We start from the raw sequence: 23,655 nt of genomic DNA, 5'->3' as shown, positions 1-23,655 counted from the left end.
TTTTATACAATGATGGATTACTTAATTAGTCAAAATGGTGGAATGGTATTTGCGGTATTAGCGATGGCAACAGCGACGATTTTTTCAGGGATCGGTTCAGCTAAAGGTGTTGGAATGACAGGTGAGGCAGCAGCAGCATTGACAACAAGTCAACCCGAAAAATTCGGGCAGGCTCTGATTCTGCAATTGCTTCCAGGTACGCAAGGTTTGTATGGATTTGTTATTGCCTTTTTGATTTTTATCAACTTAGGAAATGACATGTCAGTTGTACAAGGACTGAACTTTCTAGGCGCTTCTCTGCCGATTGCTTTTACAGGCTTGTTTTCAGGTATTGCCCAAGGAAAAGTCGCAGCGGCAGGTATTCAAATTTTAGCGAAAAAACCTGAACATGCTACAAAAGGAATCATTTTTGCTGCGATGGTTGAAACATACGCGATTTTAGGTTTCGTTATTTCCTTCCTATTAGTGTTGAATGCCTAAGCATAAAGGAGGAAAAGCAGATGAACGCCATTGAAAAAATCATCTCTCAGATGAACGAAGCAGCAGAGCAGGAAAGAGCGGCGTTAGAACAAGAAGAGCGAATGAAGATCGATCAAAACTTTGAACAAAAACGTACGCAAGTTGAAACAGAACATCAAAAACAAAAAGAAAAACAAATCGAATTACTCGAAAAAAAATACCGTCAGCTAAGGAATCGCCAGCAAGTAGAAGTACGACAAGAAAATTTGAATGCGAAGCAGGAATTTTTAAGACGATTGTTTGCAGATGCGGTAACTGAAATGGAAAATTGGGATGAATCTGAACAAATCCAGTTTATCAAAAATGCATTGTATTCATTACCTTTGACAGGAAAAGTAGCATTCATTGCTGGAGAAAAATCAGCAGCCTATCTTTCTCAGACGTTGTTGGATGAATGGAACAATGAACTTCCCTTTATGATGGTTTTAAGTGATGAAACTGTTGCTGATCAAGCGGGTTTTCTGATAAACGATCAAGGAGTTCAGTATAATTTTCTTTTCAGCAGCCTTGTACAAGATATCCAAGGAACGATGAGTTTTGAGATTGCCAATCAATTATTCGAATAAGGAGGGATCAGTGTATGGAATACCACGAACTAAATCCCTTGATTCGCGGAAGAGAGCTTGAACTTTTGTCCAATGAGACATTTGAACGGATGATTCAAACAAATTCTGTCGAAGCACTTGGTGAAATATTGAAATCCACGATTTACAGTCCATATATTTATGACGGATATGAATATGACTTCGAACAGAATCTTTTAAAGGAGCAGAGCCGTCTATTTCGCTGGTTAAAGGAATCAGCACCGGAGCCTGAAATCGTTTGGATCTATACGATGCGCTATACTTTCCATAATCTGAAGGTTTTGACAAAAGCCGAGATGACAAATCAAAATCTGGACCATTTGTATATCGACGATGGATTTTATTCATTAGAAACCTTGAAGGATGCCATTCATACGCAAGTTTCAAATGAACTCCCTGAAAGCATTATGGACAGTATACGAGAAGTACGTGATTATTTTGAAGAGTCTACCATTCTTCAGGGAATTGACGTGATTTATGATCGACAGTTTTTGACAGAGCAGCGACGGCTTGCCGATAAGCTAGGATATCAAGAATTGCTGACAGAAGTCATTGCTTTTATTGACTTGACCAATATCACAACGATGGCTCGAGGAATATTGCAGAAAAGAACATATGGGTTCATGACGACGGTACTTTCCAGCTCGGGAAGTATCGAAAAAGAAGTATTTTTGAACTTTGTAGATAAAGATATGGAAGATTACACGAATTTTCTATTAGAGACAGATTATGCTGATTTTCTGCGCCCTGTCATCCGTGAAGGAAATCTTGATCTCGTAAAGCTTGAACAGTTGAAAGATGATTATCTAAGTTCATTGTATCAAGAAGCACAAACCCAGGCTTTCGGACCACTGCCACTACTAGCCTTTTTGAACGCAAAAGAGGTAGAAAGCAAAAACCTTCGTTTACTGGTTATCGGCAAAAGAAGCCATTTCGAATCAGAAACAATCAGAAAGCGGGTGAGACAAGTCTATGACGCATAAGATCGGTGTAGTTGGCGACAAAGATTCTGTTTTGCCATTCAAATTGTTTGGCTTTGATGTTCGTTATGGTACCACCAAGCAAACCGTTCGTCAGGCAATTGAAGAAATGGCAAAGAATGAGTATGGCGTGATTTATGTCACAGAGCAATGTGCAGCATTGAGCCCAGAAACGATCGAACGTTACAAGGAACAAATGATACCTGCTATCGTATTGATTCCCAATCATCAAGGATCATTAGGAATAGGGCTGGAAGAAATTCAAAAAAACGTAGAAAAAGCAGTAGGTCAAAATATCTTATAGTATGAAAAGGAGATAGAAATTTTGCAAATTGGAAAAATCATAAAAGTCTCCGGACCTCTTGTAATGGCTGAGAACATGTCTGATGCCAGTATCCAAGACATGTGTCTAGTGGGAGATCTAGGAGTTATCGGAGAAATTATCGAGATGCGTGGCGATGTGGCGTCTATTCAAGTATATGAAGAAACTTCTGGAATTGGTCCAGGCGAACCGGTTCGCTCTACTGGTGAAGCTTTATCTGTTGAATTAGGACCAGGGATCATTTCACAAATGTTTGACGGAATCCAACGGCCATTAGATACATTTATGGAAATCACACAAAGTAATTTCTTAGGGCGCGGAGTTCAATTGCCCGCATTGGACCATGAGAAAAAATGGTGGTTCGAACCAACAGTAGAAACCGGAGAAACGGTGAGTGCCGGAGATGTTATCGGGATCGTAGAAGAAACAAAAGTTATCAAACATAAAATCATGGTGCCAAATGGGATAAAAGGTACGATCAAAACAATCGAAAAAGGTTCATTCACTATTGATGAAACAGTATGTGTCATTGAAACCGAAAATGGTGACAAAAATTTGACGATGCTTCAAAAATGGCCAGTAAGACGTAGTCGGCCAATCAAAGAAAAATTAAACCCGGATGCACCCATGATCACTGGACAGCGAGTGATTGATACATTCTTCCCAGTGACAAAAGGAGGAGCAGCAGCTGTACCTGGTCCTTTTGGCGCAGGGAAAACAGTCGTTCAGCATCAAATTGCAAAATGGGCCGATGTGGACATGGTTGTCTATGTGGGATGTGGCGAGCGTGGAAATGAGATGACGGATGTTTTAAATGAATTCCCTGAATTGATTGACCCTAATACAGGAGAATCGTTGATGGAACGTACGGTATTGATTGCTAATACATCAAACATGCCAGTAGCAGCTCGAGAAGCTTCTATCTATACGGGAATCACAATTGCGGAATATTTCCGTGACATGGGTTATGACGTTGCTATCATGGCAGACTCCACTTCACGATGGGCAGAAGCACTTCGTGAGATGAGCGGACGTTTGGAAGAAATGCCTGGTGATGAAGGTTATCCAGCTTATCTTGGTTCACGGCTTGCGGAATACTATGAACGATCTGGAAGAGTCATTGCATTAGGATCAGAAGGTCGCGAAGGAAGTATAACCGCAATCAGTGCTGTATCGCCGTCTGGAGGGGATATTTCGGAACCAGTCACACAAAATACATTGCGGGTCGTAAAAGTATTCTGGGGTCTTGATTCCAGTTTAGCCCAAAAAAGACATTTTCCTTCGATCGATTGGATACAAAGCTATTCTCTTTATTCAACAGAAGTAGGGAAGTATATGGATCATATCCTTCAAGCTGACTGGGCATCCATGGTCACCGAGGGCATGCGTATTTTGCAAGAAGAACAGCAGCTGAATGAAATCGTGCGTTTGGTAGGGATTGATTCCCTTTCAGATAATGACCGTCTGACATTAGAAGTGGCAAAATCCATTCGTGAAGATTATTTGCAGCAAAATGCTTTCGATGATGTCGATACATTCACCTCAAGAGAGAAACAGTTCAAAATGTTGAAGATGATCTTGACCTTTGGTGAAGAAGGACGCCGTGCGTTGTCGTTAGGTGCTTATTTAAGTGAGATCATGGACGGTACCGTATCGATTCGTGAAAGGATCGGACGAAGCAAATATATCCCGGAAACAGAATTAGAAAAACTAGATCAAATTATTGGTGAAATCAAGCAAACGATGCAAACGATCGTTTCAGAAGGAGGCATGAGCAATGATTAAAGAATATCGTACGATCGGTGAAGTCGTCGGTCCATTGATGGCGGTTGAAAAAGTTGCTGGTGTCAAATATGAAGAATTAATCGAAGTCCGTATGCAAAATGGCGAGATTCGTCGTGGACAAGTATTGGAAGTCCAAGAAGATAAAGCAATGGTCCAAATATTCGAAGGAACAAGTGGGATCAATTTACGTGACTCTTCTGTACGATTTTTAGGCCATCCTTTAGAACTAGGTGTATCGGAAGACATGATCGGTCGAGTATTCGATGGTTTGGGACGACCGAAAGATAACGGACCAGAGATCCTGCCTGAAAAGCATTTGGATATTAACGGAGAAGTAATCAATCCAGTAGCTCGGGATTATCCAGATGAGTTTATCCAAACAGGTATCTCTGCAATCGATCATTTGAATACATTAGTTCGTGGGCAAAAATTACCAGTATTTTCTGGCTCTGGTCTTCCTCATAAAGAATTAGCTGCTCAGATCGCGCGACAAGCAACGGTACTCGATTCATCAGATGATTTCGCCGTAGTCTTTGCTGCTATTGGAATCACTTTTGAAGAAGCAGAATTTTTCATGGAAGATTTTCGTCAAACGGGCGCAATCGACCGTTCTGTCATGTTTATGAATTTAGCAAACGACCCTGCAATCGAACGTATCGCTACTCCTCGTATGGCTTTGACTGCTGCAGAATATCTTGCTTATGAAAAGGGAATGCATGTTTTGGTTATCATGACAGACATGACCAACTATGCAGAGGCATTGCGAGAGATTTCTGCAGCACGGCGAGAAGTTCCAGGAAGAAGAGGATATCCTGGGTATCTTTACACGAACTTAGCTACTTTATTCGAACGAGCAGGAAGAATCCGCGGACTAAAAGGATCGGTTACTCAAATTCCGATTCTAACAATGCCAGAAGACGATAAAACTCATCCAATCCCTGACTTGACTGGTTATATTACAGAAGGACAGATCATCTTGACTAGAGAGCTTTACAAGAGTGGGATTCAGCCACCAATTGATGTACTCCCGTCTCTTTCGCGGTTAAAAGATAAGGGAACTGGACCCGGAAAGACAAGAGAAGACCATGCAGCTACGATGAATCAGCTTTTTGCAGCCTATGCACAAGGAAAACAGGCAAAAGAATTAGCCGTAGTTTTAGGTGAATCTGCTTTATCTGATGTAGACAAGATCTATGCGAAGTTTGCTGAGCGGTTTGAAAAAGAATATGTCAATCAAGGATTCTACACGAACCGTTCGATTACTGAAACACTTGATCTAGGGTGGGAACTGCTATCGATGTTGCCAAGAACCGAATTAAAACGAATCAAAGACGACATGCTGGACAAATATCTGCCAGAAGGGAAGTGAGTTCTGATGGCACGATTGAATGTGAATCCGACCCGCATGGAATTGACTCGATTGAAAAAACAGTTGACAACTGCCACAAGAGGGCATAAATTATTAAAAGATAAGCAAGATGAACTGATGCGTCAATTCATCCTGTTAATTCGAAAGAACAACCAGCTGCGTCAAGAAATGGAAGAGTCTATGACAGAAGCAATGTCTGATTTTGTATTGGCAAATGCTTCGATCACGGAACCTTTCATCGAAGAATTATTTGTTTTGCCGGCGGAAAACGTTGATTTGTCTATCGTAGACAAAAATATCATGAGTGTAAAAGTACCTGTGATGAATTTTGAATATGATGAACAGCTGACAGACACACCTTTGGAATACGGGTATTTGAATTCCAGTGCCGAACTGGATCGGTCAATCGATCGGTTTACTACCCTGCTTCCAAAACTTTTGGAACTGACAGAAATCGAAAAAACTTGTCAACTGATGGCGAGTGAAATCGAAAAGACACGTCGGCGAGTCAATGCATTAGAATATATGACGATCCCTCAATTAGAAGAAACGATCTATTATATTCGTATGAAGCTGGAAGAAAACGAGCGCGCAGAAGTAACAAGGTTGATCAAAGTAAAAAATATGGGTACCACTGACTAAGTGGTATCCTTTTTTAAAAGAGGAAAACGATGATTAAACAAAGCAAACAAATAAAGAAACGCTTGCCGGCTGTTCAGCTTCTCGCATTAGGATTTTTTCTCCTGATTTTAGTTGGCGGCGGCCTACTTACCCTACCATTTTTTAGTAATAGTGGGCATGGGACAAATTTTATCGATGCACTTTTCACTGCAACTTCTGCTGTCTGTGTAACGGGATTGACAACATTGAATACAGCAGAGCATTGGAACAGTGCTGGTCAATTTTTGATCATGCTTTTGATTGAGATCGGCGGTCTTGGTTTTATGATGGTTCCGATTCTATGCTTTGCATTGATAAAGAAGAAAGTCAGTCTCAGCACACGTATTATATTAAAAGAAGCGCTGAATCTAGAAGAAGTATCAGGTGTGATGAAGCTCATGCTTTACATCCTGAAATTGGCCTTTGTGATCCAATTGATTGGTACGGTTGCTTTATCTTTTGTATTTGTGCCTGAATTTGGCTGGTTGAAAGGTATCTGGTACAGTTTATTCCATGCAATCTCTAGTTTTTGTAATGCAGGGTTTGATTTGTTAGGAGACAGTTTAGCCAATCACCAGCAAAATGTTTATTTGATCATGGTGGTATCTGCTTTGATCATTTCTGGTGGGTTAGGCTTCATCGTATGGCGTGATTTACTGGAATATCATCAGAAAAAGAAGATGACGATTCATTCAAAAATCGCATTAACCGTTACAGGTACCCTTTTATTAGGCGGATTCGTTGTGTTCTTTTTCACAGAGCGCAATGGGGCAACGCTAGTGGAAGGGAATATGTTTCAACGATTGGCAAACACCTTTTTTATGAGTGTGACACCTAGAACGGCTGGATATTATTCAGTTGATTACCTCCATATGAGCCATGCAGGTCTGATTTTAACGATGTTTTTGATGTACATCGGCGGAACATCTGGGTCGACGGCCGGCGGATTGAAAACAACTACGTTAGGTGTGTTGCTGATCCAGATGCGTTCGATGTTGAAAGGACGTACGAGAGCGGAAGCATTTGGCCGTACCATCCGACAAGGCGCAGTGTTGCGGGCACTTACTTTATTTTTTGTTACGTTGACGTTGTGTGTAGTCGCCATCATGATTTTATCGGTGACTGAAACGATACCTAAAACTTCTGGCATCGAATATATTGCTTTTGAGGTCTTCTCTGCATTTGGTACAGTAGGTCTTACGATGGGATTGACGCCAGACTTGACTGCAATAGGGAAATTGATCATTATAGCGCTTATGTACATTGGACGAGTTGGTGTATTGACTGTGGTCTTCTCTCTGATGACAAAAGCACAAAGAACACAATCAAAATACAAATATCCAGAAGAAAGTGTCATGATTGGATAATTTCATCTTCTGACAGAAACCTAGTGATTTAGTAAAATAAGAAAATAAAATAATTTTTCTTGCTTCTTGGATACTTTAAGTGCAAAATGTTCGTTTATTTTTTGAGGCACTACCCGTTGTTGAACCTCGGGTAGTGCCTCTTTTTTATTGAAAGGAATCAATAAGATTTGATTCCTTTATTTATCAATAGGTTATAATTCATATTTTTTTATTTTTTCTTTTACGATACTTAGTCCAGAAGCTAAAATTTCAAGGTTATTAGAGGATAGGGAAATTCGAACGAATGCATCTGGTTGCGCACGTGTAGTAAAGCGTCTGGAATGATAAAGTCGGATACCGTTAGCAAGAAAGTCATTCTCAATTATCTTAGGGTCAATCTCAGGATCAACTGGAAGAATTCGATAGTAAGGGACACGATTCGTTGGTTTTTCTACTTTGAAAAGAGAATCAAAAAGCTGATTGGCTCTTTTCGTAAGACTTAATTTAGTTTCTAAGATCCTATTTGCTTCATTTGAATGGAGGATTTGAGTGATGACTTCCACATCTAATCCAGAAGTTTTCACATTTATATTAAAAATTGCTTGTTCTATCTTGCTTTGGACATGTACTGGAACTACAAGATAAGCAACTCGCAATCCAGAACAAATAAATTTTGTCATTCCAGCTAAGTAGATTGTTTGGTTAGGTAATAATTTTTGGAAAGGAGGAATGATCGTATGTTGATAGTGAGTTGTTAAAAATGAATGGATATCATCTTCAATAACCCATAGACCTTCTTTTTCAATCACTTCGGCTAATTGCTCTCGTCTTTTGTGAGAGATTTGAAACCCTATAGGATTATTACAAGAAGGCATAAGAAAGACACCATGAATCTTCTTTTTTCTACATTCCTGAATCAATATATCAGGTCGCATTCCTTGCTCGTCAAAATCAATTGGAACGATCTCTAAATGATATAACTGAGCCAATTCAATGAAATTAGCGTATGTATATCGGTCTGTTGCTATTCTATCACCTGGAGAGAAAAGTGCAGAAAGTGTGATAGCCAATCCATTTTGAACACCGGAAACAATAGATAGAGATTCTAAGGACGGAATGACTCCTTGAGTTTCTAACCAATTTGCTGCAGTAGTCAATTGAAAATTTGTGCCTTTGGGATCTTGGTAATTAAGCAAACCAACAAGATTTGGGTTATTACTAGTTGATTGAATAAACGGGACAACGAATTTATTACATTCTTCAAAAGAACTAACCAGACCAAAATCAATGATATGTTCGGTTACTTCATTGGTAGAGATGGTGATGGACTCAAAGACATTGGGAGAAATAAATGTGCCACTTCCAATATTCGTATACAGCAAACCTTTCTCAATTCCATATTTATAAGCCTTGCCAACGGTAGTAAAATTTAAATCTAAATAATCAGCTAGCTCTCTTTGGGAGGGTAACTGAGTGTTTTTCTGTAATTTATTCTTTAAAATATCTTGTTCTAATTGTTGAATCAACGATCGATAATAAGGACGCTTCAATTTTTGTTTGTCTGGTCGCCAAGTTAACGGGTAATTGTCATAAGAATTAATAGGCATTTTCTCCACTCCTTAAAATTGTATACCATACAATTTTACCATTGATTGTATTGATTTTAGAAGTTAATCTTTTGTGAGGAGGGAATTGTCTATGAAAATTATTAATTTTGAGGAAGTAGTAGCTTCTTTTAGTTTTGAAGAAGCGATTCAAGTAATGAAAAAATGTTTTTTTGATTATGAAAGTGGTAAAATCAGCCAAAATCCTCGATTGGTGGAAATTTTACCTGACGGAAAAGACAAAAATATGTTTGCGATGATGCCTGCTTATTTGGGGGAGAACAGATATTTTGGAACAAAAGTCATTACCGCTTTTCCGGATAATCATCAGTATCATTTACCTTCTCATTTAGGAGAGATTTTCTTGTTTGATGCTCAAAACGGACTACCCAAAGCATTGATAAACGCAAATGCAGTCACCTGGATTCGAACAGCTGCTGTATCTGCGCTAGCAACTGATTACTTAGCAGATCAGCATGCAGAAACACTTGCTTTAATTGGAACTGGTCAACAAGCATTGTCGCATTTGGCTGCGATTTCTACCATTCGTCGCATCACTACAGTGTTTGTTTACGATATTTTAGAAGAAAGACGAAATGCTTTTATCGCTAATGCTAAAAATCAGTATCCTAAAATGACGTTTATAAATGCAATATCAGTAGAAGATGCAGTACGCTCAGCGGAAATCATTTGTACGTTGACCCCTAGTAAAGAGGCATTTCTTCAAAAAGAGTGGGTAAGGGAAGACGCACATATCAATGCTGTGGGCACGTTTACTCCTGATACAAGAGAGATAAGTACACCATTGATGGAAACTTCTCAAATCTATGTAGATGATTACTCAGCTGCCTTAACAGAAAGCGGAGACCTACTTGTAGCCATGTCAGAAGGAGATTTAGAGGAATCTTGTATTGTTGGTACATTAGGCGAATTAGTTTCTGGGAAAAAAACATTTTACAAAGGAGAATCGAGTCCGACGATTTTCGACGCAGTTGGTCTAGCTGTTGAAGATCTTTGCTGTGCAGAATATATTTATAACAAATTAGAGAGAGGATCTTTAAAATGAACTTAGATTATTACGTAGTTGATGCATTTGCAGATGAGGTGTTCAAAGGAAATCCAGCAGCAGTGTATGTTCTAGAAGAATGGCTGCCAGAAGGTACGATGCAAAAAATTGCCATTGAAAACAATTTATCTGAAACAGCATTTACAGTGAAGAAAAATCAAGGATTTGAGCTTAGATGGTTTACGCCAGATCGAGAAATCGATCTTTGTGGTCACGCGACATTAGCAACAGCATTTGTTTTATTTAACTATTACAAAATACTTGATGAAACGATTAAATTTTCTACTCAAAGCGGTAATCTATTTGTGACAAGAATTGAAGATTATTATTGCATGGATTTTCCTAGTATTATGCCAAAAAAAGTACCAATATTGTCTGAATATGAAGAAGCGATAGGGGCTAAGATTAAAGAAGCCTACTTAGCACGTGATTTATTTTTCGTATTAGAAGATGAAAAAGCGGTGGCTAAATTGCAGCCAGATTTCACAAGTATCAAAAATTTTGATTTAGGAATAGGGGTCATCGTGACAGCAGAAAGTGTACAAGAAGACTTTGTTTCTAGAACCTTCTTTCCAAAATTAACAATCAATGAAGATCCAGTATGTGGATCAGCACATTCTAATCTTATTCCTTATTGGGCAAAAAGAATGAGTAAAACAAAATTGTCAGCTTACCAAATGTCATCAAGGGGCGGGTATCTAGAGTGTGAATTAAAAGAAGATCGTGTGATAATAGGAGGAAAAGCAGTTTTGTTTTCTAAGGGTACCTCGTTTATTTGATTTCTTTCAAATGAACTAAAAATAAATAAGTGTAGAGTGGCAGCCTTATAGCTACAATAGTTGTTAAAAAAAGACGCAAACTTTTTCAATTTAAAGAAAGTTTGCGTCTCATTTTAATTATTGGCGTTTGTTTTTTGTTCAATCAAGAGCAAAATGCCCCCTACTAACTATCCTCGGATGACTTCGATTTTATAACCATCAGGGTCAATGACAAAGTAGTAAGAAGGCGCAGTGCCAGGTAATCCTTTTAAGTCAGTAATTTCAAGACCTGCAGCTTTATGCTGTTCATGTAATTTTTCTAAATCATCAGCTGCAATAGCGATATGACCATAACCATTTCCTAAATCATAGGCACCATGATCGTAGTTATAAGTCAACTCTAATTCATAGTCATCCCCAGGAAGTGTCAAATAAACAAGTGTAAATTTGTTTTCTGGAAAATCACGGCGGCGGCTTTCTTCAAAACCAAATGCCTTTTGATAAAATTCGATTGATGCTTCAAGATCTTTCACTCGAACACATGTGTGAGCCATTTTCATAGATTCATCTCTCCCTTTCCTTTTATTTAATCATAACAAAAAGAAGTAAGGAAATAGTTGATTTGTGCTTGTTCATGAGAAATTTCTCATGTAAAATGGATAGAAAATAAAACTGTTAAGGTGGAAACTATTCATGGATAAACCAGTTTTTGGTGAAAAAAAGCAATTTGCTGATTATCAAACCCGTTATGCAGCGTATATCGTCATAGAAAGAGATCAGCAGATTGCAGTAATCGAGGCTCCAAATGGTGCTTTTTTTCTTCCTGGCGGGGAAATTGAAGGAGATGAGACGAAAGAAGAAGCAATCGTTCGTGAGCTAGTAGAAGAAATGGGGATTGCGGCAGAAATCGCTTTCTATCTGGGAGAAGCAGATGAGTACTTTTACTCGAATTATCGTGCAACTTATTACTATAATCCAGGATATTTCTTTGCTGCTGATTCTTGGAAGCGTATAGGAGAACCCACAGAAAAGACCAATAAAATCTGGTGGGTCAGTCCTCGAGAAGCACTTGAAAAATTGAAACGTGGCAGCCATCGATGGGCAGTCGAGAGATGGGTCGAAAAAAATAAAAAATAAAAACTGAAAGAAAGCGAGTAGACCAGCTTTCTCTCAGTTTTTTATTTATTACAGAACGTATTTTTTGATTGCTTCAGCTACGCCGTGTTCGTCGTTCGATGAAGTGATGACATTTGCTGCTTCTTTGACAAGAGAAACGGCATTTCCCATAGCTACTCCTAGACCAGCATATTCAATCATGGATAAGTCGTTCTCGTTATCCCCGATAGCCATGATTTCATCTTTATCAATACCAAGATGTTGTCCGAGATTCGCAACTGCCGCACCTTTACTTGCCTCTTTATTTAGTACTTCAAAGTAATAGGGTGCACTTTTGACCGTTGTGTATTTATCACGAAAAGTTTGCGGTAAACGTGCAATTGCTGCGTCTAAAATTTCTGGTTCGTCGATCATCATCATTTTGACGATGTTCATGTCTGGTGTCATTTCTTCAGGTGTTCGATATTTTAGCGGCATCTTGACTAAACTTGCTTCGTGGATCGTATAAGCGCTGATATCTCGATTAGGTGTGTAGATCGCTTTGTCATCAATCGAATGGAGATGACTGCCAACACGGCGTGCCATCACTTCGATCTCTAGAAAATCTTCATGAGTCAGACCGTGACGGGCAATGATTTTACCTGTTTTTGTTTGTTGTACGAGTGCCCCATTATAAGTAATAACGTAATCATTATCTTGAAAAAGGTCCAGCTCATTTAACTGTTCTTGGACACCTGGTAAGGGGCGACCAGTACATAAAACGATTGAGACCCCTTTTGCAACAGCAGCGGCAATCGCTTCTTTTACTTCTTTTGTTACTTCTCTTTTCTCATTTAATAAAGTACCATCGATGTCGATAGCGACTAGTTTGATAGCCATAATTTCCTCCAATATATTTCAGTTTATTTCAATCAATGCGCCATTACGGATATGGCTGGCAAATTCTTGATAAGTTTCATCAAATAAATCATAATGATCACGCAAGGATGGGTCAACCATTTCTTTTGGAAAGAAAAATCGCTCATCCCCTTGTTCTTGTCCCGCTAAAGCGGCAACAAGCTGACTAACCTGTGATAATTCTATCAAAGTTCCGTCATTTCGCAAAATCTCGATTTGCGTACGATGTCTGCCTTGTTCTGGGCGATAAAAATCATAAGGCAGATCGTAGCTAGAGTTGACAGCAGTGTAATAAACAGGGTTATAGCCAACCTTTTCTACTAACAAAGTGAGTTTTTGAATCAAATTTGAATCTCGGTTGCCAGAAAAAGTGGCGGATTTCAGTGGTTTACGATTCAAAAAACGTTTAGCTAAATCATTTAAAATAGGATCAGCAGATTCAGACCATTGAGTAAAGTAAGTACCCAAGACCCCATCATCAAGTTTGAGGTATTCTTCTAAAGTAAAGCTTCCGTCAAGAAATGGCAAGAGTAGTTGAGAGTGTAGTTCAAAACTGCTGGCATCTTCTTGATACAACTCGTGCGCGCGATGAAGCAGATGCTCCAAGATCACTTCCATACCACGGGAAACAGGATGGAAGTACACTTGCACATACATTTGATATCGGCTAACGATATAATCTTCCACTGCATGCATGCCGCTCATGGAAAAGGCGATCCCGCCTTCATATGGACGAATCACACGTAATATTCGGGTAAGGTCAAATGTTCCATACTCCGTTCCAGTGAAATAAGCATCCCGAAGCAAATAGTCCATTCGATCTGCATCGATCTGGCTGGAAATCATTTGGACAACTTGCGGATTAGGGTAGGTTTTTTGGATCACGCTCGCTACTTTTTCAGGAAAACCTTCTTCTACTCGGTTAAGGATCTGATACACCTCTGTTTCTGGAGAAGTGATAATCTCTACAGTGATAGCCTCGTGATTCGTATGGAAGATATGCTCGAATGTATGAGAGTAAGGACCGTGACCGACATCATGCAATAGTGCCGCACATAAAGTTACTAGCCGTTCCTGATCATCCCAGCCTTCGTTGCCTATCTTTTCTTTTGGAAAATTTCGAGAAAAGATATCGCAAATTCGTCTTGAAATCTCATAAACACCTAATGAATGGGTAAAACGGCTATGTTCTGCTCCGTGAAAAGTGAAAGAAGCAGTGCCTAATTGTTTGATTCGTCGCAGACGTTGGACTTCTTTCGAATTGATCAAATCTAAGATTACTTGATGCTGGACATGGATATAGTTATGGACTGGGTCACGAAAAACTTTCTCCATAGGCAGCATTTGATATTTATAAGGGGTTGTCATATTGTAGCTCCTTTATGTTATTGCGTTGTTCCATTCTCTGGATTTGGTTGTTCCATTGCTCCAACTGGATTTCTTTTTTTAGCCAGTCGGTAGAATCCAGTAAATCACTTGCAGAATACAGCTTTTCAAAAGCTTTTGCAAATGATTCTTTGACTTCTTCTACGAGAAGGGGATGGTCAAGCAGTTCTTCAAGTGTTGCCATTGTGGCAGGATCAACTGCAGGATAGCCATTTGTACCAAAGCCTTCTTTTAAAGCAGATTGATAAAACCGTTTCATGACTTGCCCGCGCTTTTCCTGATTACCGTTGACACTTAAGTACATCATAACAGAAATCCCATTTTTGATGCGACGCTGAGCGATGCCGGCAAATTTTTTGCCATGTATGCTTAAATCATAAGTTCCAGGACAATAAGAATGGGTGATTTCGAATGCTTGAATCGGTGCCTTCGGAAAGGCGTATTTAGTCAATCGAAGCATTTGCTCGTAAGCTTCATCGATGGTTATTTTTTTTTTGTCATTCTGGGGGAAAATCAAAGAAATATTCAAAATCCCTTCGTCTGATACGATTCCTAATCCACCTGAGTTTCTGATTACCGGAGCATAACCTGCATCTTTCAGTATTTGGATCCCGTCTCTAAGAAAAGGTGTCCGAACATCTTTCATACCTAAGATGACGGTGCAGTCATATTGCCAGAAATGCAAAAAGATCTGCTGGTGTTCTTTGGAATATTCCGTTAATATATCTGTTAATGCGAAAGGGGAAAAGTCGTTTTTTCGATAAATGTGCTGATCTAGTCGAATCGCAGGGTTCATTCAACCGGCTCCTTTTTATAAATTCATATTTTCTACAATATTATACTCTAAATTCAAGGAGTTGTTTTGGAAAAAAGGTTTTCTGTAAAAATGGACAAGTTGGTTGACAAAACAAAAGAAACTAGGAACAATGTAGCTATGAGAAGTAAAGGAGAATGAAGAATGGAATTATCACAAGGAACACCGATTTCGATCAAATTGCGTACAAAAGTGAAACAACAAGGGGAAGTGCAAGATTTTTATTTTGATTTGAAAGGGCAAATGGTGACGATTGGCGATACGCTGTACATACGGTATAAAGAGATGCAGGAGGAAACAGGCGATGAAATCCCTGTAACGATCAAATTAGTTCCAGATGGTCATGTACAGCTGATCCGTGCAGGAGAAATGCGAATGCGTTTGAAATTTGGTTATAAAGAACGGTTAGAAACAGCCTACCGAACACCATACGGTATGATCCAGATTGCTACCTTTACGAAAGAACTGCATGTAAGTTTGAAAGACCGTCCCACAGCAGGAAAGGTTCGGATCGATTATGATTTGTTCATGGGACTAGAAAAAATCGGCGAATATTATTTGACATTGGATTTTACAGCGTAAATATAAAAGAAAAGTTTGATTTTTTGTGTCTGATTTTGTATGATAAGGAGTAGACTGTGAAAGGACGTGTCCTGATTGGAAATTAGTGTATTTGAAGGTGCAAACAAAAGCGAATTATCAATGATCGAAGTAGCACACGCGATCTTAGAACAACGTGGCGATGTCATGGATTTTTCTGATTTAGCCAACCAAATCCAAAACTATCTTGGCAAATCAGACAGTGAAATTCGTGATTCACTCGCACAATTTTATACTGACTTGAATATTGACGGCAGCTTTATCTCATTAGGGGATAATCGTTGGGGTTTGCGTTCATGGTATGCTATCGATTCGATCGATGAAGAAGTAAACCATGGAATGGACGAAGAGGATGAAGATACTCCGCGTCGCCGTAAACGCAAGAAAGTCAACGCCTTTATCAATGATGATGAAGACGCGATCGATTACAATGACGATGACCCAGAAGATACAGATCTGACAGAAGAAGACGACGATGATCTGTTTGATGACGATGATGATGAAGATGAAGAAATCGCTGCTTATAATTCTGACTTGCAAGAAATTGGAGCAGATGACCCAACAGATGATGAAGAAGACTTGCCTGGGAATATCGAAGAAGATTTAAGTATCATAGACGAAGACGATGATGATGAAGACTATGAAGAGGAAGAATTTTCTGACTCTGAAAAAGAATAAACATCATTTACTGTAGAGGCTGTGACGGAAGTGGTCAACTTCAAGAAATTTCCACTTATTTCCGAAGAAGCTACTTCTAGAACACCGTGTATCAGAGGTTACAACAGAGACGTTGAAGCTATCAGAATAAGAAGGTGTGACATGATTTTTGTCACACCTTCTTTTTTGTATATAAAAATTCAAAGTAAATACATAAAAAATAAAATAATTGAAACTTTTAGCGTACCTTGTACGTCATATTAAGTGAGGCGGAAAGGAGTGGAGAATGATTTTTACTGGATATAAGAAAAAACGGCAGATTGAAAAATACCGTCACCTGCTGAATGGACTCATCGAAACTGATTATCAAAAAATGTTCCGTATCACGATGAATTACGTACATGATAAAGAAGAGGCCTTGGATGTGATGCAAGATAGTTTCCATAAAGCACTGAAGTATTTTGAAAAAGAAAAAGAAATCGAGCATTTTAATGCATGGTTTTACCGGATATTGATCCGCACGGCATTAGATAGTTGGCGCAAACAAAAAAGGACACCTGTTGACTTATTTGAAATTCAAGATATCCCGCAGCAATTACCTTTAGAAACTTCCGTTGCAGAACTCTATATGATTTTAGATAAAATAGACAGTCCGGAAAAAGAGATTCTGATCCTTTACTTTTTTGAAGGATTTCGTTTGAAAGAAATTGCGACTATCTTAGATATGAACGAAAACACAGTTAAAACAAAAATGTATCGTTCACTGAATGTTTTACGTCAAATCCTAGAATGAAGGAGAGAAGACCGCTATGTATTCCCAAAAAGAAAAGTTAAAAAAACTAAAGAAAACTTATAAAGAACAAGAAATTCCAAAAGGGCTTCAAGAGGAGATCCGTCACCGTTTTCTTATCGAAGAGCAATCATTCATAAAAGCAAGACGGAGAAAAAGACGCCTCCAAGGGTTCGTAGTATCTTTGGCTATCGTGATGATTACAACAAGTAGTCTCCTTTTTAATAGTCAAGTTCGAAGCTTTGCAGAAGACTTGCCCATTTTAGGATCAGTCATTGAATTGATCTTAGGCGAACGTTTTACTGATCAATCTGAAAAAATCGATATTCAAGTACCGAAGATCCATACTCAAAATGAGAAAGAAAACAAAACGATTCATGGATTAAACCAAAAATACTTTCACGAAGGACAAGCAGATTTCAAAAAAGCTGAAAAAGAATATGGAAATCTTGAAACGGATCATTACCAAGTTCTGGGTGATTATCAGAAAATCGTAGACGATGACCGGTTTCTTGTGATCGAAAGACAGATTACCCAAACAGCAGCGGATAGCCACGTTGAAAAAAGATACGACACGATCGACAAGAAAAACAGTGTCCAGCTCTCACTTCCGCTGTTATTCAAAGATGACACCTATCTATCTGTTTTGACAAAAGAAGTCAAGCGGCAAATGGCCGAACAAGTCAAGGAAGATCCGTCTAAGTACTATTGGACTGAACAAGATATTCAAGAAGGAACGATAGAAAAACCAACACTTGTTACACCAACACGAAGTTTTTATTTGAATAAGGAGCATCAATTAGTTCTGACTTTTTCTCAATATGAAATTGCTCCTGGTTACATGGGAACACCAGAATTCGTCATTCCCAAGTTCGTGACAAAAACGATTTTGGCATCGGAAGATTATTTGGATTATTAGGCGAGAAGTAGTTGCGACTAGCAGTTTCAATTTTTACAGTTATTTTCAAGTAAGTAATTAAGAAGAGAAAAAGAGAAAGAAGAGATATAGTGAAAAGAAATTACTTAGTTATCAGTATCATTGCTTTATCCGTGCTTTTATTTTTCGAAGTCACTTCGGTCGCCTCCTTGATCAGCGAAGAGAAAGGAAAAGTAACTTCATCGGAACGCTCATCACAATCTTTCAAACAATCAGAACAATCAACGAATAAAAACAAGTCGACTGAAACAGCTAGCGTCAACGAATCCACTCAAGAATCAGTGAAATCAACACAAAGTCAATCAACTGAACCAGAACCAACACAAGAAAGTACAGAAGCTGTCCAAGATCCGACTGTCAAAAGTATTGCCATCAGTTTTGATGATGGACCAGGAGCAGCGACAACACCACAGCTTTTGCAAATACTTAAAGAAAAAAACGTGCATGCTACTTTTTTCGTTTTAGGAGAAAATACGGCGCAACATCCTGAATTTGTGAAGCAGACAGCTGAAGCAGGACACGAGATCGGCAATCACACGTATGATCATCAGGATCTGGCGACGCTTTCTGCCCAGTCGATTACGGAGGAAGTGACAAAAACAGACACTGAGATCAAAAAAGCCACTGGTAAAACCCCCACTTTCGTTCGTCCGCCCTATGGTTCGATCACAAGTGTAGGAGCAAGTGTTATCCAGCGGCCAATCATCGAATGGTCGGTCGATTCAGAAGATTGGAAGACAAGAAATCCTGATTTGATTTTGCAGAAGATCCAAGCAACAGTATACGATGGTGCAATTATTTTATTCCATGATATTTATCCTGAAACGATTCGTGCCGTTCCTCAAGTGATCGATTATCTGCAAGAGCAAGGGTATCGCATCACGACAGTGGGCGATTTATTAGGGCATCCAACGACTGTCGAGAACTATTATGGCAGAAACGATCATCGGCCAGTCCAGTAAGTGAGACAAGTATCTTTAATAAATAACACATTTGAATAAGTAGTTGAACACATAACTACCTTACTTGCAAAGGCTTAACAATATCTATACAGATACAACAAAAAACTGTCCACCAATTTTCTTTGGCGGACAGTTTTCACTTAAAAATAAAGAAGCAACTATTCGTAAATTATGCTAAAATAGCAGTAGAACGCGTCCTGAGGGAATCGAACCCTAATACTTGTACACATTCAAGGTATGTCAGCATACAATAGGAGTGATATTATGTTGAAGGTTGCTATCTGCGATGATGAACCTGGCATTGCTAACTATGTAGGTAATTTGTTGCAAAATTATGATCCAGATTTATTTGAACCTTATGTATATTATGATCCGTCAAAGTTGATCAAACAAATGGATCAATTAAATTTTGATATGTATATTTTAGATATTGAATTTCCAGGAAAGAATGGAATAGAGGTAGCAGATTTTATTCGGCAAAATGATTTCAATGTTCCGATTATTTTTTTAACGAGTTATCGAGAATATATGGAAAAAGTCTTTAAATTACATACGTTTGATTATATTTTGAAGCCGTTGGAACAGAACTACTTTTTCCAAGTAATTGAAAGGGCTATCAAATATTTAGGAGTTTTAAATAATAAATTTGAGTTTTCCTATAGAAAAACGGATTATCGAATCGCGTTAAATGACATTTTGTTTTTTGAAAAAAATAGACGTCAAGTATTCATCAATATGACATCTCAAAACAAATATGTAGCAAATATGTCAACTTCGGAGATCATTGCTAAGTTGCCATCAACATTTGTTCAAACACATACTTCATTTATTATAAATATGGAGCATATAAGAGAAATAGGAAAAAACTATGTTCGATTAAGCAATTGCGAAAATACCATTGAATTGCCTATAAGCAGAAAGTTTAAAGCAGACGCTCTAACAAAGATACTTATGCGAAAGAGAGATTCATTCTAATGGAAGATGCTTTACTTCGAAATATTAGTCTAATAATGTACGTTTTTTTGCTCAATTATTTTTTCTCTGGAGTGGCAGTAAAAAAAAGTAAGACTTTCTTGATAAATTTAATTATTTGTACGATTATTTTATTCAATTTCCTTTCGAATCTTTTTTTACAGTTTGAATATTTACCTTATATTAATATTTTCTTGAGTCTTTTTATAATTGCGAGTATTGCGAAGAAATATTTTTTATCAGATAGTGAGATTTTCTTTTGGATGTTGTTTCTACTAGCAGTTAATTTTATCTGCGAATCGGTTTCAGTCAAATTGATTCAGTTAGTAATTTTGAATCAGTTAGAAAATACAATTACTCATTATTCGATCCTATTTAGCACTAGTCTCACGTTGCTTATCGAAATTTTATTTTTCTTTGGCATGCGACTATTCCTTTCACGAAAAGAAACGCTACATAATCAAATTAATACTATATCTCTCTTAACAATGAATTCAATTCCGATTATTTCAAGTATCATACTTTTCGGGTTTCTTATGTCAGAAGTAAACATGGCCATCAATAGAAGGATAATAGATGTTTTTATAACGATGGGAATTGTAATCATGAATATTTGTGTTTTATACCTTTACCACAGTATTTCTTTTCATCAAGCATATATCAATCAAATCTCTCTAGAGAAGAAGGCGCTTGAATCAGAAATAAAATATGTGGAGGAAATTAAAAAGAGCCAAGATAATCTGAAACAAATTAGACACGATTTGCGAAATCATTTTTTAGTTCTATCTGGGCTGTTAGAAAATGAAGATATTTCTTCAGCCAAGAAATATCTGAGGAAGACGATGAAACAACAAGAAACGATTACTGACTTTTATACTTCAGATCCCATCTTGAATTATATTTTAAATGAGAAACTGACTATAGCAGAACAATCGGAAATTCAGGTCAATACATCGATTTTTATATCAGAAAATGTAAAAATTGATCATGATATTATAGCAATCATTGTGGGAAACCTAATGGATAATGCGATCGAAGCATGCACTCGAAATAACGGAAAAGGCAAAGATATCACCGTGATTATTAAGCAGTTTAAAAGTGATCTTTTCATAGAGATAAATAATGCTTATTTAGTCAATGAGAGATATACAAGAAAGGAAAGACAGAGTGCTGGTATAGGTATAAAAAGTATAAGATCTTTAGTCGAGAAAAATGGTGGAATCTATCATTCTTGGACTGAAGCTGATAGATACTTTGCAAGCATCGTATTGTTTGACGTTTATGAATAGAGACTACAGAATTTAAAAGTTAGTCTGTCTGGTTTTCCATTATTGGAATTTAAAGTATTTCTGTTTTTTCTATGCGTTGTGTAAAGGTGATCAGTGTCATTCCAATAATCAGAGCGATAAAAACTGACAGTATAAATGTTAATATTGTGTAATTCAATGCACCTAAAACGACAATATTTGAAACACCTATAATGTTTATAACAGCAGTGATAGAGGTGGTTTTATATAATTCAGCTATTTCAATTCTTCTCAAAATCTTCAATTCCTCCGTGATAGTGCTCTTAATGACAATGCGCCGGTGATGATTAACCAAATACTAACTGTTAGGATATTTTTTAGTTGAATAAATCCAGAGCCAAAAAAAGAAGTACGAATCAAATTGGCTGTTGGGACAAAAGGTAAGAAATCATATATTATTTTTGTCCATTCAGGCAGTCTATCGGCCGGATAAGTAATCGGTGAAAATAGTAACCCGCCAATCATGATGATTTGTGTCATTAAAGACACTCCGTTAGCGGGCAGCCAGTAAGCAATACAAAATCCGATAGAAATCATCGACATTTGAGTTAAAATCAATAAAGCGACAGACAAGACAGAAAAATGAATCGCTAGACCAAATTTTAGGGATGAAGCAAGAAAAGACATCAGGATTCCTGGTAAAGAAGCGAATCCCCAGATAATAAAATCAGCCAATAGGAGATTGAATCGGGAAATGGGCAGTGTTCTTTGATAAGAAACGATCCCATTTTGCTTAGCAGTGCTTACTATCTGTGCCGATAAGACGCACCCAACAGCAATAATCCCAAGTACTATTGCACCAGAGGATAAATAAACAGCGGTTGTATCATCCATTGTAGGAATTAAAAAAGTAAGTCCGTAAACAATTGCTAATGATAGTAGCAGTTGGGCCACTGTAAAGACTGGCAAAAGTACCTTGTATCTTACTAGACTCCATCTAAGTAAAGCGTATAATTGAAATAATCGACTATCGGAAGGGCGTGAATAGGAATCGTAGCTTTGCTTATTTTTCATTCGTTAATCCTCCGTATGTGTTTTCTAATGTTTGAGGTGATAAGCTATAGTTCGTTACTTCTCTTGATGAAATCTTTTCATTAATCCATATCATTGCATCAACTACTTGTTCTTGTGACAAAGTGATATCGTAACGTAACTCACCCTTTTGTAAGATACAGCCGATATTTCTAGGTAATTCTTGCATTTCAAATTCCTTCTCAGAGAATAGTACAAGGTGCATTTGGATCAACGTTTTTTCTAACGATTTGCGAACATACGCATCTTTAATTAAAGTTCCCTTATCAAAGAGTAGATATCTATCTGCATATTGATCTACTTCGAGTAAATTGTGAGTTACCACAATTACAATGTGTCCTTTTTGAGCCAATTTTCTTAACGAATTTCAAATGATTTTTCTTCTTATCGGATCAACATCATTTGTAGGTTCATCAAGCAGTAAGATTGGTGGAGGGGCAACAATAGACATGGCAAATGAAGTAAGCCTTTGCAATCCACCTGATAGTTTCTGCCCTTGTACATGTGACCATTTCGAAATTTTAAGTTCTTGCATAATCTCTATAACATGAGTCTGGGTATCAGATTTATTAAATCCTCGTATCCTTAAAATAGCTTCAATAGACTGTTGCATGGTAACCCCATCTAATGGTGCATGAAATTGGGGCATCATTGCTGCAAATTGCCTAGCCATTTTCCAGTTTTTATCTAAAGAGTGGCCTTGAAAAGTAATACTACCGGAAGTAGGTTTTGTTACGCCTATGATTTGATTTAAGAAAGTTGTTTTTCCTGCACCGTTGTGTCCAGTTACAGCAACAATTTCTCCAGGGGAAAAAACGATAGTTATATTTTTATTGGCAAAATTACTACTATTTTTATATTTTTTTGAAAGAGAATGGATACTTAAATGATTGTTCATAGTAAAATCACGTCCTAAAGTAGTTGATTGTTGGTATTAACCACACTAAAAGAATGAATATATCTGCACCCATTCCTAGAGCAAGGATTAATTTCGAATGGCAAGTCTTGTTATCAAACAAAAAAGGATCATCCCTAACCATATTTAAAGTTAAACGTATGTCAGTTATACTGTAGACTCGAAATTGCCAAGCATTAAGATTGTCGAATCAATGTTTTATCACCAAATTCGATAAATTAATAATAAAACAAAAATACGTTCAAAAATCTAAATGATACAATTAACCAAGTAGCT

The 23,655-nt window shown here is 37.8% G+C and carries 25 protein-coding genes and 1 pseudogene; 18 read left to right on the top strand and 8 right to left on the bottom strand.

The window, feature by feature from the left end; genetic code table 11:
* Window positions 1-9: 9 nt before the first annotated feature.
* From DIZ30_RS10970 to DIZ30_RS10935, 8 genes are read left to right on the top strand one after another with little or no spacing between them, the layout of a single operon-like run.
* Entirely contained in the window at window positions 10-480 is a 471-nt protein-coding gene (locus DIZ30_RS10970) for a V-type ATP synthase subunit K (RefSeq protein WP_002292848.1), read from the top strand.
* Window positions 481-500: 20 nt separating this feature from the next.
* Entirely contained in the window at window positions 501-1,085 is a 585-nt protein-coding gene (locus tag DIZ30_RS10965) for a V-type sodium ATP synthase subunit E (RefSeq protein WP_002295097.1), read from the top strand.
* A gap of 14 nt (window positions 1,086-1,099) precedes the next feature.
* On the top strand, window positions 1,100-2,086 hold the full coding sequence (locus tag DIZ30_RS10960) for a V-type ATPase subunit (RefSeq protein ID WP_002306177.1): 987 nt from the start codon (window positions 1,100-1,102) through the stop codon (window positions 2,084-2,086).
* Entirely contained in the window at window positions 2,076-2,387 is a 312-nt protein-coding gene (locus DIZ30_RS10955) for a V-type ATP synthase subunit F (RefSeq protein WP_002292844.1), read from the top strand. Before DIZ30_RS10960 ends, DIZ30_RS10955 begins: the two co-directional genes overlap by 11 nt.
* A gap of 21 nt (window positions 2,388-2,408) precedes the next feature.
* Complete coding sequence (locus DIZ30_RS10950; protein ID WP_002334117.1) at window positions 2,409-4,190, top strand: V-type ATP synthase subunit A; 1,782 nt, start codon at window positions 2,409-2,411, stop codon at window positions 4,188-4,190.
* Window positions 4,183-5,559, top strand: coding sequence for a V-type ATP synthase subunit B (locus DIZ30_RS10945; protein WP_002292842.1), 1,377 nt, complete (start codon window positions 4,183-4,185; stop codon window positions 5,557-5,559). The genes DIZ30_RS10950 and DIZ30_RS10945 overlap by 8 nt, the downstream gene beginning before the upstream one ends.
* A gap of 6 nt (window positions 5,560-5,565) precedes the next feature.
* On the top strand, window positions 5,566-6,201 hold the full coding sequence (locus DIZ30_RS10940; RefSeq protein WP_002295103.1) for a V-type ATP synthase subunit D: 636 nt from the start codon (window positions 5,566-5,568) through the stop codon (window positions 6,199-6,201).
* A 29-nt stretch (window positions 6,202-6,230) separates the two neighbouring features.
* Complete coding sequence (locus DIZ30_RS10935) at window positions 6,231-7,586, top strand: TrkH family potassium uptake protein (protein ID WP_002295106.1); 1,356 nt, start codon at window positions 6,231-6,233, stop codon at window positions 7,584-7,586.
* A 191-nt stretch (window positions 7,587-7,777) separates the two neighbouring features.
* On the opposite strand, the gene DIZ30_RS10930 is transcribed toward DIZ30_RS10935, so the two are convergent.
* Window positions 7,778-9,172 carry a PLP-dependent aminotransferase family protein gene (locus DIZ30_RS10930; protein ID WP_002334118.1) on the bottom strand — a complete coding sequence of 465 codons (1,395 nt, stop codon included), beginning with the start codon at window positions 9,170-9,172 and terminating at the stop codon, window positions 7,778-7,780.
* Window positions 9,173-9,263: 91 nt separating this feature from the next.
* Between DIZ30_RS10930 and DIZ30_RS10925 the strand changes: the two genes are divergently transcribed.
* Window positions 9,264-10,235 (top strand): ornithine cyclodeaminase family protein, encoded by a 972-nt coding sequence (locus DIZ30_RS10925; protein ID WP_104807493.1) that lies wholly within the window; start codon window positions 9,264-9,266, stop codon window positions 10,233-10,235.
* Entirely contained in the window at window positions 10,232-11,014 is a 783-nt protein-coding gene (locus tag DIZ30_RS10920; protein WP_002292837.1) for a PhzF family phenazine biosynthesis protein, read from the top strand. The genes DIZ30_RS10925 and DIZ30_RS10920 overlap by 4 nt, the downstream gene beginning before the upstream one ends.
* A gap of 167 nt (window positions 11,015-11,181) precedes the next feature.
* Here the strand turns inward: DIZ30_RS10920 and DIZ30_RS10915 are convergent, their stop codons facing one another.
* Window positions 11,182-11,553: a VOC family protein gene (locus DIZ30_RS10915; protein WP_002308538.1), complete on the bottom strand. Its 372-nt coding sequence runs from the start codon at window positions 11,551-11,553 to the stop codon at window positions 11,182-11,184.
* A 133-nt stretch (window positions 11,554-11,686) separates the two neighbouring features.
* Between DIZ30_RS10915 and DIZ30_RS10910 the strand changes: the two genes are divergently transcribed.
* Window positions 11,687-12,130 carry an NUDIX hydrolase gene (locus tag DIZ30_RS10910; protein WP_061344061.1) on the top strand — a complete coding sequence of 148 codons (444 nt, stop codon included), beginning with the start codon at window positions 11,687-11,689 and terminating at the stop codon, window positions 12,128-12,130.
* A gap of 48 nt (window positions 12,131-12,178) precedes the next feature.
* Here the strand turns inward: DIZ30_RS10910 and yidA are convergent, their stop codons facing one another.
* From yidA to DIZ30_RS10895, 3 genes are read right to left on the bottom strand one after another with little or no spacing between them, the layout of a single operon-like run.
* On the bottom strand, window positions 12,179-12,988 hold the full coding sequence (gene yidA / locus DIZ30_RS10905; protein WP_109023216.1) for a sugar-phosphatase: 810 nt from the start codon (window positions 12,986-12,988) through the stop codon (window positions 12,179-12,181).
* 18 nt (window positions 12,989-13,006) lie between these two features.
* Complete coding sequence (locus tag DIZ30_RS10900) at window positions 13,007-14,374, bottom strand: HD domain-containing protein (RefSeq protein WP_104807492.1); 1,368 nt, start codon at window positions 14,372-14,374, stop codon at window positions 13,007-13,009.
* Window positions 14,358-15,188, bottom strand: a complete 831-nt coding sequence (locus tag DIZ30_RS10895) for a lipoate--protein ligase family protein (RefSeq protein WP_010724354.1) — start codon at window positions 15,186-15,188, stop codon at window positions 14,358-14,360. Before DIZ30_RS10895 ends, DIZ30_RS10900 begins: the two co-directional genes overlap by 17 nt.
* A gap of 162 nt (window positions 15,189-15,350) precedes the next feature.
* Here DIZ30_RS10895 and DIZ30_RS10890 point away from each other — a divergent pair, with 162 nt between their 5' ends.
* The 7 genes from DIZ30_RS10890 (at window position 15,351) to DIZ30_RS13745 (ending at window position 21,413) form a co-directional block, all read left to right on the top strand.
* Window positions 15,351-15,788 (top strand): DUF1934 domain-containing protein, encoded by a 438-nt coding sequence (locus DIZ30_RS10890; RefSeq protein ID WP_002292826.1) that lies wholly within the window; start codon window positions 15,351-15,353, stop codon window positions 15,786-15,788.
* A gap of 75 nt (window positions 15,789-15,863) precedes the next feature.
* Complete coding sequence (gene rpoE, locus DIZ30_RS10885) at window positions 15,864-16,484, top strand: DNA-directed RNA polymerase subunit delta (RefSeq protein ID WP_002292825.1); 621 nt, start codon at window positions 15,864-15,866, stop codon at window positions 16,482-16,484.
* A 265-nt stretch (window positions 16,485-16,749) separates the two neighbouring features.
* On the top strand, window positions 16,750-17,256 hold the full coding sequence (locus tag DIZ30_RS10880) for an RNA polymerase sigma factor (RefSeq protein WP_002320270.1): 507 nt from the start codon (window positions 16,750-16,752) through the stop codon (window positions 17,254-17,256).
* A gap of 16 nt (window positions 17,257-17,272) precedes the next feature.
* Window positions 17,273-18,172, top strand: a complete 900-nt coding sequence (locus tag DIZ30_RS10875) for an RsiV family protein (RefSeq protein WP_016631346.1) — start codon at window positions 17,273-17,275, stop codon at window positions 18,170-18,172.
* Window positions 18,173-18,261: 89 nt separating this feature from the next.
* Window positions 18,262-19,152 (top strand): polysaccharide deacetylase family protein, encoded by an 891-nt coding sequence (locus DIZ30_RS10870; protein WP_010724350.1) that lies wholly within the window; start codon window positions 18,262-18,264, stop codon window positions 19,150-19,152.
* A gap of 264 nt (window positions 19,153-19,416) precedes the next feature.
* Window positions 19,417-20,127, top strand: a complete 711-nt coding sequence (locus tag DIZ30_RS10865) for a LytTR family DNA-binding domain-containing protein (RefSeq protein WP_010724349.1) — start codon at window positions 19,417-19,419, stop codon at window positions 20,125-20,127.
* 587 nt (window positions 20,128-20,714) lie between these two features.
* Window positions 20,715-21,413, top strand: coding sequence for a sensor histidine kinase (locus DIZ30_RS13745; protein ID WP_234414805.1), 699 nt, complete (start codon window positions 20,715-20,717; stop codon window positions 21,411-21,413).
* 49 nt (window positions 21,414-21,462) lie between these two features.
* On the opposite strand, the gene DIZ30_RS10855 is transcribed toward DIZ30_RS13745, so the two are convergent.
* From DIZ30_RS10855 to DIZ30_RS13935, 3 genes and pseudogenes are all read right to left on the bottom strand, one after another.
* Entirely contained in the window at window positions 21,463-21,666 is a 204-nt protein-coding gene (locus DIZ30_RS10855) for a hypothetical protein (protein ID WP_010724347.1), read from the bottom strand.
* A 5-nt stretch (window positions 21,667-21,671) separates the two neighbouring features.
* Window positions 21,672-22,445, bottom strand: a complete 774-nt coding sequence (locus DIZ30_RS10850; protein WP_010724346.1) for an ABC transporter permease — start codon at window positions 22,443-22,445, stop codon at window positions 21,672-21,674.
* Window positions 22,435-23,361: pseudogene (locus DIZ30_RS13935) on the bottom strand (ABC transporter ATP-binding protein). The gene DIZ30_RS10850 and the pseudogene DIZ30_RS13935 overlap by 11 nt, the downstream one beginning before the upstream one ends.
* Window positions 23,362-23,655: the final 294 nt, after the last annotated feature.

This window comes from Enterococcus sp. H57 (genome assembly GCF_003112495.1).
In the GTDB taxonomy this organism is placed as follows: domain Bacteria; phylum Bacillota; class Bacilli; order Lactobacillales; family Enterococcaceae; genus Enterococcus_B; species Enterococcus_B faecium.
The sequence above is the reverse complement of the archived record's forward strand: the minus strand, read 5'-3'. Positions and strand labels throughout refer to the sequence as shown.